Origin of the sequence: Citroniella saccharovorans, assembly GCF_035481615.1 — a bacterium.
GTDB lineage: Bacteria > Bacillota > Clostridia > Tissierellales > Peptoniphilaceae > Citroniella > Citroniella saccharovorans.
Genome location: NZ_JAYKOT010000003.1, coordinates 1311152 through 1323841, shown reverse-complemented (window position 1 = coordinate 1323841; position 12690 = coordinate 1311152). Strand labels below are relative to the sequence as shown.

16 protein-coding genes and 1 pseudogene are annotated in these 12690 nt (G+C 31.2%); all 17 read left to right on the top strand.

The genetic code is table 11. The features are described from left to right. Positions 1 to 2: 2 nt before the first annotated feature. Positions 3 to 620: a dTMP kinase gene (gene tmk, locus VLK81_RS09130; RefSeq protein WP_324620321.1), complete on the top strand. Its 618-nt coding sequence runs from the start codon at positions 3 to 5 to the stop codon at positions 618 to 620. A 1-nt stretch (position 621) separates the two neighbouring features. Continuing rightward, complete coding sequence (locus tag VLK81_RS09125) at positions 622 to 948, top strand: cyclic-di-AMP receptor (RefSeq protein ID WP_324620320.1); 327 nt, start codon at positions 622 to 624, stop codon at positions 946 to 948. Between the two features lie 9 nt (positions 949 to 957). Beyond that, positions 958 to 1236, top strand: coding sequence for a cyclic-di-AMP receptor (locus tag VLK81_RS09120; RefSeq protein ID WP_324620318.1), 279 nt, complete (start codon positions 958 to 960; stop codon positions 1234 to 1236). Beyond that, entirely contained in the window at positions 1236 to 1973 is a 738-nt protein-coding gene (locus tag VLK81_RS09115) for a hypothetical protein (protein ID WP_324620316.1), read from the top strand. Before VLK81_RS09120 ends, VLK81_RS09115 begins: the two co-directional genes overlap by 1 nt. A 20-nt stretch (positions 1974 to 1993) precedes the next feature. Then, a complete protein-coding gene (locus VLK81_RS09110) occupies positions 1994 to 2869 on the top strand; it encodes a PSP1 domain-containing protein (RefSeq protein ID WP_324620314.1) in 876 nt (291 codons plus the stop codon). 75 nt (positions 2870 to 2944) lie between these two features. Next, a complete protein-coding gene (locus tag VLK81_RS09105; protein ID WP_324620313.1) occupies positions 2945 to 3112 on the top strand; it encodes a DUF362 domain-containing protein in 168 nt (55 codons plus the stop codon). Between the two features lie 80 nt (positions 3113 to 3192). Then, on the top strand, positions 3193 to 3900 hold the full coding sequence (locus tag VLK81_RS09100; protein WP_324620312.1) for a tRNA1(Val) (adenine(37)-N6)-methyltransferase: 708 nt from the start codon (positions 3193 to 3195) through the stop codon (positions 3898 to 3900). Beyond that, positions 3890 to 4699, top strand: a complete 810-nt coding sequence (gene rsmI, locus VLK81_RS09095) for a 16S rRNA (cytidine(1402)-2'-O)-methyltransferase (RefSeq protein ID WP_324620310.1) — start codon at positions 3890 to 3892, stop codon at positions 4697 to 4699. Before VLK81_RS09100 ends, rsmI begins: the two co-directional genes overlap by 11 nt. A 238-nt stretch (positions 4700 to 4937) precedes the next feature. Beyond that, entirely contained in the window at positions 4938 to 5258 is a 321-nt protein-coding gene (locus tag VLK81_RS09090; RefSeq protein WP_324620308.1) for a hypothetical protein, read from the top strand. Beyond that, positions 5245 to 7179 (top strand): V-type ATP synthase subunit I, encoded by a 1935-nt coding sequence (locus VLK81_RS09085; RefSeq protein ID WP_324620306.1) that lies wholly within the window; start codon positions 5245 to 5247, stop codon positions 7177 to 7179. Before VLK81_RS09090 ends, VLK81_RS09085 begins: the two co-directional genes overlap by 14 nt. 16 nt (positions 7180 to 7195) lie before the next feature. Beyond that, complete coding sequence (locus VLK81_RS09080) at positions 7196 to 7678, top strand: V-type ATP synthase subunit K (protein WP_324620305.1); 483 nt, start codon at positions 7196 to 7198, stop codon at positions 7676 to 7678. Between the two features lie 27 nt (positions 7679 to 7705). Continuing rightward, complete coding sequence (locus VLK81_RS09075; protein ID WP_324620303.1) at positions 7706 to 8041, top strand: V-type ATP synthase subunit E family protein; 336 nt, start codon at positions 7706 to 7708, stop codon at positions 8039 to 8041. A 216-nt stretch (positions 8042 to 8257) separates the two neighbouring features. Continuing rightward, positions 8258 to 8566 carry a V-type ATPase subunit gene (locus VLK81_RS09070; RefSeq protein WP_324620301.1) on the top strand — a complete coding sequence of 103 codons (309 nt, stop codon included), beginning with the start codon at positions 8258 to 8260 and terminating at the stop codon, positions 8564 to 8566. Then, the gene (locus VLK81_RS09065; protein WP_324620299.1) at positions 8556 to 9239 is read left to right on the top strand and encodes a V-type ATPase subunit; all 684 of its coding nucleotides are present in this window, start codon (positions 8556 to 8558) and stop codon (positions 9237 to 9239) included. The genes VLK81_RS09070 and VLK81_RS09065 overlap by 11 nt, the downstream gene beginning before the upstream one ends. Next, positions 9232 to 9540: a V-type ATP synthase subunit F gene (locus tag VLK81_RS09060; protein ID WP_324620298.1), complete on the top strand. Its 309-nt coding sequence runs from the start codon at positions 9232 to 9234 to the stop codon at positions 9538 to 9540. The genes VLK81_RS09065 and VLK81_RS09060 overlap by 8 nt, the downstream gene beginning before the upstream one ends. Positions 9541 to 9550: 10 nt before the next feature. Beyond that, positions 9551 to 11319: pseudogene (locus tag VLK81_RS09055) on the top strand (V-type ATP synthase subunit A). Continuing rightward, on the top strand, positions 11312 to 12685 hold the full coding sequence (locus VLK81_RS09050; protein ID WP_324620296.1) for a V-type ATP synthase subunit B: 1374 nt from the start codon (positions 11312 to 11314) through the stop codon (positions 12683 to 12685). Before VLK81_RS09055 ends, VLK81_RS09050 begins: the two are co-directional and overlap by 8 nt. Positions 12686 to 12690: the final 5 nt, after the last annotated feature.

Here is a 12690-nt window from a genome sequence, read left to right as displayed (position 1 = left end):
ATATGAGAGGAAAATTTATTGCATTTGAAGGAGCAGATGGAAGTGGAAAGTCAACTGTTATCAATGCAATGTTTAAGGAGTTTCATAGAAATACTGAGGTTGTTAGGGAGCCAGGCTTTACAGATGTAGGCGAAGCTATTAGAGATATACTCCTAAATAGAGATTTAGATATTTGTCCAAAAACAGAAGCTCTACTTATGGCATCTTCAAGGGCTGAACTTGTAAACTCTTATATTATTCCTAGACTCAATGAAGGATATAATATTTTTTCAGATAGATATGTACTTTCTTCTCTAGTTTATCAGGGTATTTCAAGAAACTTGGGTATAAATGAAATAAGAGAGATTAATAACTTTGCTACATCTGGGCTTAAAACTGACCTAATAATTTTTTTAGATATTGATTATGAAACTCAGCTTAGAAGACGTGAAGAGAGAAAAACTTCTGATAGGATTGAAAAAGAGGATGCTAAGTTTCATAAGTCTGTAATTGATGGATATAAAAAAATTTATGATCTTTTTAAGGACGAGTATAATATTGTAAAGGTTGATGCTACTAAATCACTGGATCAAGTGATTGAAATTTGTAAAAAACACATTATTGAAATAGGAGGAAAGTAAAATGAAACTATTAATAGCTATTGTTCAGGATGAAGATGCTCATATGCTTATGGATGATCTTTCTGAAAATGGTTTTAGAATGACAAAACTTGCTTCAACAGGAGGATTTTTAAAGGCTGGTAATACCACTCTTTTGTTAGGTATAGATGAGGATAGGGTTGATGAGGCATTAAGAATAATTGAAGAGGATTGTAAGTCTAGAAAGACTACAACAACTTTACTAAATGTCACTATGCCAGGAGAAGCTTATGTTCCACTTCCAATGGAAGTCCAAATTGGAGGAGCTACTATTTTTATGTTAGATGTAGAAAAGTTCATAAGAATTTAGGTGATATTTATGAAACTTATTATAGCTATAGTATCTGATGACCTTATAAGAGAGGTAACAGATCATTTGATGGATAAAAATATTAGATCAACAAAACTTGCTTCATCTGGTGGATTTTTAAAAAACGGCAACTCAACAATCCTAATAGGTTCCGAGGATAATGAGGTCGACGAAAAAATAATGGCAATTAGAGAAGCCATTGAGAAGTCAAAAAATAAGTCCAAAGTTGAAGATAAAAAGGATGCAAATATCTTTGTAGTTCCTATTAAAAGTATGAAAAGAATGTAATGAATAATAATAACAATGAAAAACTTTTTCATGCCTATATTTTTGAATCAAGAGATCAAAAACTGATTTTTGATGAAGCTTTAAAATTTTTCAAAAGGCTTGACCCTAGAGAAGATAAGAGAAATCTTTTAGTTGTTGAAGCTGAGAAAGATGTCATCAAAATAGATAGCATTAGGGACATGATAAAGTTTTTTCTTTTTAAACCAATTTTATCAAGTTATAAATTAGCAATAGTTAAAGATAGTTACAAGTTAAGTGATATATCATCTAATGCGCTTTTGAAACTAGTTGAGGAAATGCCAGATTATGGTAAAATTATTTTTTTAACTAGCTCCAGATATAACTTACTTGATACAATTATTTCAAGAACCCAGCTTATTAGCTTTGAGAGTGAAAGCTTTGAAAAAAGTGATGATATTTTATTTACTGAAAATTTTATTAAAGCTTCATTAAATAATGAGCTTTCTTTTATTTCGCTTAATAGAAAAGAATTTGATTTTTATAAGGATAATAAGGACTATTTCTTAAATTTAATTATTGATTCTTTAGCAGAATCTAAAAGAAATATAATAATAAGTAGAGAAGATAAAAAATTTGACTTAAAGCTAGAGAATCTAATAAAATTAAATAGGGCAATAGAAAAAATCTCAGAGGTAAAGAATAATTTTAAGTTAAATTTAAATTATGATTTATCTATAAATTATATTTCTATTATTCTGTCTGAGATTAAATTATAGATTAGAAAAGATGTGATAGATTGAGAGTTATAGGAGTAAGATTTAAGGATAGTGGAAAAATTTATTATTTTGATCCTTTAGATTTGAATATAAATGTTGATGACTATCTTATTGTAGAAACTGTAAGAGGGATTGAATATGGTAGGTGTGTTTTAGTAGACAAAGATATAGATGTAAGTGAATTTACTTCCCCAATAAAACCAGTAATTAGGCTAGCTGATGCAGCTGATGCTGTTATACAAAGAGAAAACAAAGAGGCATCAAAAGAAGCTTTCATTATTGCGGATGAAAAGATAAAAAAGCATGGTCTAAATATGAAACTTATAGATTCAGAATATACTTTTGACAACAACAAGTTAATATTTTACTTTACATCTGATCAAAGAGTTGATTTTAGAGACCTAGTAAAAGATCTTGCTAGTATTTTTAGAACTAGAATAGAACTTAGGCAAATTGGTGTAAGAGATGAGGCTAAGATTAAGGGCGGCATTGGTCAGTGCGGTAGAGTTTGCTGTTGTAAAAATCACATGGGAGAGTTTGCTCCAGTTTCCATAAAAATGGCTAAAGATCAAGGACTTTCTTTAAATCCATGCAAAATTTCTGGAGCTTGCGGAAGACTTATGTGCTGTCTAAACTATGAAGAGGAAGTCTATGAGGAAAATCTCAAAGATATGCCAAGGGTTGGAGATAAGGTTATTAGCGAGTTTGGCGATGCAGAAGTTATAGATAGAAGTATTCTAAAAAGAGAAGTTAAGGTAAGAATACTGTCTGGAGATGACGAAGGTGATTTGAAAGTATTGCCACTTGAAGAAATTACTAGAGTGTATGAAAAGGATGCAAAAAATAAATCTTCAGATGAGGAAGAAAAGATTGACTATCTATATGAAGAAGATTAAAATTTTTTAAACTTGAAAAATTTTTATATAACATTTATAATATTATTGTAAGAAAATTTTAAGGGAGGTATTTTCATGGCACACGTAATTGATGATAATTGCATAGCTTGTGGAACTTGTCAACCAGAATGTCCAGTTGATTGTATTTCAGAAGGTGACATTTACACTATCGATGGTGAAGCTTGTATAGACTGCGGAAATTGTGCAGCTGTTTGTCCAACAAATGCTATAAAACAAGCGTAATTATATACATACGCTTAAAAGAGCCCAGTGGGCTCTTTTTTTTAAATATTTTAATACATAATTTAGTAAGGATGCGAAAAATGTTAGAAAGAGATATTGTACCAGGAAGTAAATATGTAATTATTCAAAATAATAAATTTTTTAAATATGGTGTGGATGGGATAATCTTATCTAGATTTGAAGATATAAAAAAGGGTAGAAGTGTTCTTGAGATAGGAAGTGGAACCGGAATTATTCCGTTAAGGCTAGCTAGTTTTTACAGCCCCAAAATTATCTATACAGTTGAAATCCAAAAAGAACTATGCGAGCTTTTTTCAAAGACTATTGAGTTAAATAATCTAGAGGATATAATAAAATTAGAAAATATTGATATAAATGAGTACCACCCTAAAGAAAAGTTAGATTATATAATTACCAATCCACCTTATAGGGAGTTAGACAGGGGAATCTATAAAAAGGATCAAGCTTTTAATACCGCTTTTTTTGAAGGTAGTTTAAAACTAGAAGATATTTTTGTTTTTTCAGAAAAATATCTAAAAGAAAAGGGTATTTTAATTATGATTAATTCTATTAACCGCTTGGTTGATGTTATGGAGCTTGGAAGAAAACATAGACTAGAACCATTTAAGTTAAGATTTATTCATTCTGAAAGAGGTAAAAATGCATATGCTTTTATGGCCTCATTAAGAAGACTTTCAGGTAAAAATCTTGTTACCTTGCCAGCCTTATATTTATATGAAAATGGTAAGATAACGGATGAAGTAAAGGAGATTTATTATGGAATATGATTTATATGTAGTGGCTGTTCCTATAGGAAACTTAAAAGACATTACAATTAGAGCTATTGAGGTACTTAAAGAGGTAGATTATATACTTACAGAGGATACAAGAGAATCTTTTAAACTTTTAAAAGAATATGGGATTGATTCTAAGCTTATTTCTTATGAAAAATTTTCAGAGGAGAAGAAAAAAGAAGATATAAGAGAACTTATTGATAAGGGTTTTAAAATTGCCCTAATTACAGATAGGGGTAGTCCTGTAATTTCTGATCCTGGCTATATTCTTATTAATTATCTACTTGAAAATTCTTATAAAGTAACTTCTATCCCTGGACCATCAGCTCTTGTAAATGCTGTTATTTTATCTGGATTAAAATCAGACAGGTTTGAATTTTTAGGCTTTTTACCTAGAGAGAAGGGGAAAAGAGAGAGTCTTATTAAAAAAACTATAAATTATGATGGATTAAGTATTATTTACGAGTCCCCAAAAAGACTTGTAAATACACTTGAAGAAATAAAAGAAATATGCCCTGGAAGAAATCTTGCAGTTGTGAGAGAAATGACTAAGATGTATGAAGAAATCTTTAGAGGACAAGTTGAGGAAGCAATCGAAAAATTTAAAAATTTTTCAAAAGGTGAAATAGTTATTGTTCTTGACTCCTATTTTCTTGAAAAAAAGGTAGATGTTGAAAAAGAATTAAGAGAACTTATTGAACTTGGAATAAGTAAAAAAGATGCTGTCAAAAAGGTGTCTGAAGATTTCGATTTAAATAAAAATGATGTATATAAAATTAGTTTAAGCTTATAGATAAAATATATTTATAAGCATAAAACTATATGTTATTCATTAGACAAATGTTTTCATAAATTAAAGGATGGGCAAATTATCAATTTTATAGAACTAATTCTTTAATTTAAATATGTTCTTTTATTGATATTCTTGCATTTATAGTATTTAAACATTATAATAAATTTAGGAGAGTAGTTTCTATTTTTAGAAATTTTTGAAAGCGATCTCTCTTATGACATATAATGGAGGTGATTGAATGGATGCTATTGAAAAAGTAAGAAGGGCGGAAGAAAAAGCAGACTTATTAGTTAAAGATGCTAATCTAAAAGCTTCAGAAATACTTAAAAGTAGTAAAGAGGAATCCTTAATTAGGTATAATGAAATTTTAGCAAAAGCTAAAAGCGAAGCCGAAAAACTAGTTAATTCTAAGAGGGAAGAAGGCAAGATAGAATCTAAAAAAAATGATAAAGAATTAGATGATTTTATTAAAAGAACTTCTGGCATGCAAAAAGAAAAACTAGATAAGGCAGTAGACCTAGTAGTAAGTAGGATTTTAGAAAACAATGGCAATAGTTAAGATGTCGAAGTTTCGTCTTTTTTCTTTTAAGAATGATAGGGCTAGACTTTTAGAAGAGCTACAGCACTTCAATTTTGTCCATTTTTCAAAAGAAGAATATGAAGGGGACAAAGATAAAAGACAAGACGACTATAAAATCCCTGATAGCATGCAAAAAATAAATGAAGAACTAAGTAATGTTGATTTTTCTATTGGGATCCTTGAGAAAATTCAAGAAAAACCTAGTATGCTTGAAGAGTTGAATACACCTAGGAAAACTTATAGCTTAAGGGAAATTGAAAGTATATCAGAAGAATTTGACTCTAATTTTATAGCAGACAAACTAAGAAGCATTACTAAAAAAATTGAAACAAGTAGACAGAGAATTGGAAATATTAAACAGGAAAAAGAGGACTATCTTCCTTGGGTTGATTTTGATCATCCTTTAAGTGATTTGGGAGAAAAAAATAGGGCTTACTATTACATGGGAACTTTTCCAACATCAAATCTTCAAAGTTTTTATACAGCACTAAGTAATTACAAATATACCTTTTCTGAAACAATTTTCACAAAAGGGGCTATTACAGGCCTTTACTTAATAATTCTTGACAAGGACAAGGAAGCCTTGAATGAGTTTAGACAGCTCGGATTCAATCCTATTTCTTTTAAAACTGATCTTAGTCCTAAAATGGCAGTCCAAAAACTTGAAGATGAGGAAAAAAGGCTTAAAGAAGAAATAGAATCTCTAGAGAAAAGTCTTTTAGGATACAGCTCATATTTAGATAAGTTAAGAATAAAAAAAGAAGATTTAGAAAATAAAAAATTAAAATTATCAGCTAGTGAAAATTTTTACAATACAAATGAAATAAATATTATTAGTGGATTTATTCCTACTGAAATGGAAGAAAAATTTAAGAAAATATTGGATGAAAATTTTTCTGGAGCATATTATCTTGAGTTAGAATTAGCAAAAACAAGTGATGATAAAGCGCCTATTTTACTAAAGAATAATAAACTCGTTTCAGCCTTTGAATCTATTACTAAAATGTACTCTCTTCCAAAATATGGCGAAGTGGATCCTACTCCATTTTTTGCAATATTTTATTGGTTCTTTTTTGGAATGATGGTAGCTGACTTAGGATATGGAATATTTTTATTCATAGTAACTGCTTTAGGTTTAAAATTCTTTAAACTTGATGATAGCAAAAAAGACTTTTTACAGCTATTCTTTTATATTAGCATTTCTACTATGATGTGGGGAATAATTAATGGGTCCTTCTTTGGCTATAGTTTACCATTTGGATTAATTAATGCCCAAGAAGATCCAACCAAGCTTCTTATATTAAGTGTTATATTTGGAGCAGTTAACTTACTTTATGGACTTGCTATTAAGGCTTATTTAAATATAAGAGATGGTAAGTTTATGGACGCTGTATATGATGTTCTTACTTGGTACTTAGCTTTGATAGGTGCCGGTGGACTTTTAGTTAGCAAGGCCATGGGTAAGGGTGAGAATGTTAGTAAGATCTTTTTAATAATGATGATTGTTGGTATGCTGGGAATAGTTATATTTGCAAATAGAAAAGCTCAGTCAAAAGGTGCTAGGATTGCTGGGGGACTTTATGACCTATATGGAATTTCATCTTATGTAGGTGACCTTGTTTCCTATACTAGACTTATGGCCCTATCACTATCTGGCGCATTTATAGCTTTTGCAATTAATCTAATTTTTAAACTTTTAAGTTCATCAATTATTGGTTTAATCTTTGGAGTAATTGTTCTTTTGTTTGGACATGCATTCAACTTATTCCTTTCACTTTTATCTGCTTATGTTCACACAGCAAGACTTACTTATGTAGAATTCTTTGGTAAGTTCTTTGAAGGTGGAGGAGAAAAGTTTAAAAAATTCACAAGTGAATCAAAATATTTTGACGTAAAATAAAAGGGGGAAAAAAGTAATGAATAATTTAGCACAATTTTTTATTGAGTACGGCGGAATTGTATTTGCCGTTCTAGGAGCAGCACTTTGCGTTAGCTTATCAGGTATGGGATCTGCAAAGGGCGTTGGTATGGCTGGGGAAGCAGCATCTGGAGTTATTATTGAAGAGCCAGATAAGTTTGGTAAATCACTTATCCTTCAACTACTTCCAGGTACTCAAGGACTTTATGGATTCGTAATTGCTATTCTTATTATGACAAGATTAAGTACAGATTTAACACTTGCACAAGGCTTATATATTTTATTTGCTTCTCTACCTATGGGTCTTGTAGGATACTTTTCAGCTACAAAACAAGGAAGAGTTGCTGTATCTGGTATCAATGTACTTGCTAAAAATGAAGAACAATCAATCAAAGGAGTTATTTATGCAGTAATGGTTGAAACTTATGCCATTCTAGCATTCGTAATGACAATTATCCTTTTAATCGTAGTTCAATATTAATTATACCGACTTAGAAGGAGGGGGAATATGTCTAATTTAGAAAATATAACCCAAAAAATTGTAGATGACGCTACAAAAAAAGCAGAAGATATTATAAGAGAAGCTTCAGAAAAAAAGCAAGAAATGATAAATATCGAAGAAGAAAGAGCGAAATCTGAAGCAAAAAAAATATTAGATAAGGCTTTAGCAAATAGTGACTTAGAAAAAGACAAAATAATTTCCTCTAGTAATTTAAAGCTTAGAGATGAGAAGCTTAAAATGCAAGGAGAAATATTAAATAAGGTTTTTGAAGCTGCAAAAGAAAAATTAACTAATGTTGATGATAAAGTGTATAAGGAGTTTATAGAAAAAAAAACTAGCTAACTTTTCAAAAGATGGTATAGAGCTTGTTCTTCAAGAGGGAAGGGAAAAACTTTTTGAAAATTCTTTATATAAAATTTCAGATGAAAAAACTGAATCAGGATTTAAACTTATTTCTAAAAAGGAAGTTATAAATTTTGATTTTAAAGAACTGGTAGATTTTTATAGACAAGATCTTGAAGGTGAAATTGCAAAAATGATTTTTGGAAGGAGATAAAAATGAAAGTAGATGACTATATTCAAAGTTCAAGTAGAATAAGAGTCCTTGAAAAATCTCTCCTTACAAAATCTGATTTTAACAGGATGATCGAGGCTGAAAGTTTAGATGAAGCAATATCAGTTCTTAGAGAGTCAAAGTATTCTCCGTTTTTTAATAATATCAATGACCCACTAGAGTATGATGTTTCTCTTCAAGAAGCAGAAAAGGATCTTTATAAGAATCTTAAAGAATTGGGTGGAAATGAATTATATAAATTTTTTACTACTAAATTTGACATCCATAACCTAAAGATCTTCTTTGAAAGATAGGTTAATGGGTACAGACAATAAAGATCTCTTAATTGAAAATACTGAGTATGATAAAGATTTTCTAGAAAATTTATTTTCAGGATCTCGGGACAAAACTAACCTATATTCCAAGATTGAGAGTGAAATTCAATCTATAAAAGATACTAGAGGTATTGAAATTCTTGTTGATAAATATTATTTAAAAGAGCTTGAAGAGATGGCTAAATCATTTAAATATCCTTATTTTGAAAAACTAGTTAAGGATGAAATTGACTTTCAAAATATATATATGCTGATTAGAAGCAAATTCCAATCAAATGAGCTTGATTTTGTGAAGAAAATAGTTGCAGATGGAGGTAATATTTCTAAGGAAAAATTATTTGCCCATTATTATGAAGCTCTGGATGGATTTATATTAAGCTTTAAATATGAAGAAATTTATAAATTACTAAAAGAAGGTCTTGATATGTACAACAAATCTGGAAGAATTTCCGATTTTGAAAAAGCGAAAGATTATTATGATATATTAAATCTTAAGGAAAATAGATTTGTTGTTACTGGTCCAGAAGTTATATACACTTATTTTAAGTTAAGAGAGCGAGAGTTGAAAAATATTAGGATTATTCTCCTTTCCAAACAAAATGGTTTAAGTAATGATTTTATTAAGGAAAGGTTGGGTGAGACTTATGTATAAGATAGCTATTGTTGGTGATAAGGAATCTATCTTAGGCTTTAAGGCTATTGGAATAGATGTATTTTCTGTTAAGAGCCCACTTGAAGCTAGAAAAACTATCGACTCGCTTGCTAAGGACGATTATGGTGTAATATTTATTACAGAAGAAATTTTAGAAAAGGTTAGAGAAACTGTTGAAAGATATGATGATAAGACTCTTCCTGCAATTATTCCAGTTCCAAATTCTAAAGGAACAAAAAATATTGGCATGAAGAGAATTGAAGAATATGTAGAAAAAGCAGTTGGATCTAATATATTATAGGAGGGCTATATTGAAAGTAGGAAAAATTTTAAAAGTCTCCGGCCCTTTAGTTGTTGCACAAGGCATGGACGAAGCTAACGTTTATGATGTTGTTGAGGTTTCTGAAGATAGACTTATCGGAGAAATCATTGAAATGAGAAATGATAGAGCTTCTATCCAGGTATATGAAAATACCACAGGAATTGGACCTGGAGAACCTGTTTACACAACTGGTTCACCTCTTTCTATAGAACTTGGACCTGGTCTTATAGAGGGTATGTTTGATGGGATTCAAAGGCCACTTGATGCACTTAAGGATAAGGCTGGTGACTTCTTAACAAGAGGAATTACAGTACCTAGATTAAATAGAGAAAAGAAATGGGATTTTGTTGCAACTAAAAAAGTTGGAGACAAGGTTCAAAGCGGAGATATTATAGGAGAAGTTCAAGAAAATAAAGTTTTTAAGCATAAAATAATGGTTCCAATTGGTTTATCAGGAACTATTAAGTCAATAAGTAGCGGAAGTTTTACTGTAGATGAAGTGGTTGCTAAAATTGATGGGGAAAATGGCGGCGATGTAAAGTTAATGCAAAAATGGCCAGTTAGAGTTCCAAGACCAGTTAAGGAAAAGCTAGACCCTATTAAACCTTTAATTACTGGGCAAAGGGTTATAGATACATTTTTCCCAGTAGCAAAAGGCGGAACTGCTGCAATTCCAGGACCTTTTGGATCAGGAAAGACAGTTGTTCAGCACCAACTAGCTAAGTGGGCAGATGCAGATATAGTAGTATATGTTGGTTGTGGAGAACGTGGAAACGAGATGACTGATGTACTTATGGAGTTTCCAGAGCTAGAAGACCCAAGAACTGGAGAATCATTAATGAAGAGAACAGTTCTTATAGCAAATACTTCTAATATGCCAGTTGCGGCTAGAGAAGCTTCTATATATACTGGTATAACTGTTGCAGAATATTTTAGAGATATGGGTTATTCTGTTGCTATGATGGCGGATTCTACATCAAGATGGGCTGAAGCTTTAAGAGAAATGAGTGGTAGACTTGAAGAAATGCCTGGTGACGAAGGTTATCCAGCTTATCTAGCTTCTAGAATTGCAGAATTTTATGAAAGAGCTGGTCTTGCAAAAGTTTTAGGATCTGATGATAGAGAAGGTAGTTTAACTGCCATAGGAGCTGTTTCTGCCTCCAGGTGGAGATATTTCTGAACCAGTATCCCAGGCTACACTTAGAATCGTAAAAGTTTTCTGGGGACTTGATTATGCACTTTCTTATGCAAGACACTTCCCAGCTATTAACTGGTTAAACTCATATACCCTATATCAAGATAAGGTAGATGAATATTTAACAAATAGCATATCTAAAGATTTTGCAATTAATAGAAAAAGAGCAATGGCACTACTCAGTGAAGAAGCATCTTTACTTGAAATAGTTAAACTCGTTGGTAGAGACTCTCTTTCAGATTTAGATCAGCTTAAACTTGAAGTTTCAAAATCTATCAGAGAAGATTTTCTACAACAAAACGCTTTTAGACCTGAAGATACCTATTGTTCACTAGAAAAACAGTTTTTAATCTTAGATTTAATACTATCTTTTGAAGATGAAGCTAAAAGAGCACTGGAAAATGGAGTTTATCTAAATGAAGTTTTAGCTTTAGAAGTTAGAGAAAAAAATTACAAGAGCAAAAAATATTCCAGAAGATAAGCTTTCTGAGCTAAAGAATATTAAAACTGAACTAGTAGATGCAGTTACTACTCTTATAGAAGAAGGAGGATCACATGCTTAAGGATTATAGATCAATAACAGAAGCAGTTGGACCACTAATGCTTGTAGAAGGAGTAGAGGGTGCAAAATACGAAGAGTTAGTTGAAGTTCAAATGCAAAATGGAGAAAAAAGAAGAGGTAGAGTTCTTGAAATTAACGAGGACAAGGCTACTATTCAGCTTTTTGAAGGATCTAGTGGAATTAATCTTAAAAATTCTTCAGTAAGATTTTTAGGTAGGCCACTTGAACTTGCTGTATCAGAAGATATGATTGGTAGAGTTTTTGATGGACTTGGAAGCCCAATTGATGGTGGTCCAAAAATTATTCCTGAAGATAGACTTGATATTAATGGAAATCCAATAAATCCATTCTCTAGAGATTATCCAGATGAATTTATTCAAACTGGAATTTCATGTATAGATGGACTTAACACCTTAGTAAGAGGACAAAAACTTCCTATATTCTCTGGATCCGGACTTCCACATAATAATGTTGCTGCTCAAATTGCTAGACAAGCCAGAGTTCTTGGAACTGATGAAAAGTTTGCGGTAGTTTTTGGAGCAATGGGAATTACCTTTGAAGAAGCTCAATTCTTTATAAATGACTTTAAAAAAACTGGGGCTATTGATAGGGCAGTATTATTTATGAATCTTGCCAATGACCCAGCCATCGAAAGAATTGCAACTCCAAGAATGGCTTTAACCTGTGCTGAGTATTTAGCATTTGAAAAAGATATGCACGTTCTAGTTATTTTAACTGACCTTACAAATTATGCAGAAGCACTTAGAGAAGTTTCTGCTGCAAGAAAGGAAGTTCCAGGAAGACGTGGTTATCCAGGATATCTTTATACAGATTTAGCTGGACTATATGAAAGAGCAGGAAGAATTAAAGGTAAAAAGGGTTCAATTACCCAAATACCTATTCTTACAATGCCTGAAGATGATATAACCCATCCTATACCTGACTTAACTGGATACATCACTGAGGGGCAAATTATTCTTTCGAAGGAACTTTATAAAAAAGGAATTGAACCACCTATAAATATTGTTCCGTCTCTATCTAGACTTAAGGATAAGGGTATTGGTAGTGGTAAAACAAGAGAAGATCATGCTGATACTATGAACCAAATTTATGCTGCCTATACATCAGGTATTTCAGCTAGAGAGCTTGCAGTTATTCTTGGTGATTCAGCACTTTCTGATGCAGAAAAAGCATTTGCTAAATTTGCGGAAGAATTTGATAAGGCTTATGTTGATCAAGGATATTATAACAATAGAGAAATCAATGAAACACTTGATTTAGGATGGAAACTATTAAAGATAATTCCAAGATCTGAGTTAAAGAGAATTAGGGACGAATATATAGACAAGTATATGGACAAAAATTAAGGAGG

Excerpts from the sequence above, each read along its gene's own strand:
- VLK81_RS09105 (WP_324620313.1), top strand. The coding sequence starts at position 2,945 with ATGGCACACGTAATTGATGATAATTGCATAGCTTGTGGAACTTGTCAA.
- VLK81_RS09115 (WP_324620316.1), top strand. The coding sequence starts at position 1,236 with ATGAATAATAATAACAATGAAAAACTTTTTCATGCCTATATTTTTGAA.
- rsmI (WP_324620310.1), top strand. The coding sequence starts at position 3,890 with ATGGAATATGATTTATATGTAGTGGCTGTTCCTATAGGAAACTTAAAA.
- VLK81_RS09075 (WP_324620303.1), top strand. The coding sequence starts at position 7,706 with ATGTCTAATTTAGAAAATATAACCCAAAAAATTGTAGATGACGCTACA.
- VLK81_RS09085 (WP_324620306.1), top strand. The coding sequence starts at position 5,245 with ATGGCAATAGTTAAGATGTCGAAGTTTCGTCTTTTTTCTTTTAAGAAT.
- VLK81_RS09080 (WP_324620305.1), top strand. The coding sequence starts at position 7,196 with ATGAATAATTTAGCACAATTTTTTATTGAGTACGGCGGAATTGTATTT.
- VLK81_RS09090 (WP_324620308.1), top strand. The coding sequence starts at position 4,938 with ATGGATGCTATTGAAAAAGTAAGAAGGGCGGAAGAAAAAGCAGACTTA.
- tmk (WP_324620321.1), top strand. The coding sequence starts at position 3 with ATGAGAGGAAAATTTATTGCATTTGAAGGAGCAGATGGAAGTGGAAAG.
- VLK81_RS09070 (WP_324620301.1), top strand. The coding sequence starts at position 8,258 with ATGAAAGTAGATGACTATATTCAAAGTTCAAGTAGAATAAGAGTCCTT.
- VLK81_RS09060 (WP_324620298.1), top strand. The coding sequence starts at position 9,232 with ATGTATAAGATAGCTATTGTTGGTGATAAGGAATCTATCTTAGGCTTT.
- VLK81_RS09050 (WP_324620296.1), top strand. The coding sequence starts at position 11,312 with ATGCTTAAGGATTATAGATCAATAACAGAAGCAGTTGGACCACTAATG.
- VLK81_RS09120 (WP_324620318.1), top strand. The coding sequence starts at position 958 with ATGAAACTTATTATAGCTATAGTATCTGATGACCTTATAAGAGAGGTA.
- VLK81_RS09100 (WP_324620312.1), top strand. The coding sequence starts at position 3,193 with ATGTTAGAAAGAGATATTGTACCAGGAAGTAAATATGTAATTATTCAA.
- VLK81_RS09125 (WP_324620320.1), top strand. The coding sequence starts at position 622 with ATGAAACTATTAATAGCTATTGTTCAGGATGAAGATGCTCATATGCTT.